Origin of the sequence: Corynebacterium sp. HMSC074C03, from assembly GCF_001838285.1 — a bacterium.
GTDB classification, from domain to species: Bacteria; Actinomycetota; Actinomycetes; order Mycobacteriales; family Mycobacteriaceae; genus Corynebacterium; species Corynebacterium amycolatum.
In genome coordinates, this window is the sequence record NZ_KV836239.1 from 1 (window position 1) to 421 (window position 421).

The 421-nt window shown below is 57.5% G+C and carries 1 protein-coding gene; it reads right to left on the reverse strand.

What is annotated here, in order from left to right; genetic code table 11:
* Positions 1-421: DDE-type integrase/transposase/recombinase (locus HMPREF2847_RS08115; protein ID WP_141765077.1), on the reverse strand; the 421-nt coding region annotated here is incomplete at both ends.

Consider the following 421-nt stretch of genomic DNA (forward strand, 5'->3'; position numbering starts at 1 on the left):
AGCGTCGACCAGAACGACTCAGCCATCGCGTTATCAAAGCACACACCAGTACGCCCCACAGACTGAGCAATGCCCAGGTTATGGCAGACTTCCCAGAGCTTCTCGCTGGTAAATTGCGTTCCGCGGTCAGCGTGGAACACCAGCCCATCAGGAACGTCACCGCGCAGTGTATATGCCATCCGCAGGGCCCGTTCGACCAGGCATGTATCTTGAACGCTATCCATCGCCCAGCCCAGCACCCTGCGGGAATGGCCGTCGCGGACCGCACACAAGTACAACCATCCCTCGCTGGTGCGTAGGTAGGTAATATCCGACATCCACACTCGGTTGAGATCACCAGTATCAAACACGCGCTTGACCAGGTCAGGAAGACTCGACTGACGCTTAGCTTGAATCGTTGTCACCGGGACAAAGGCACGCG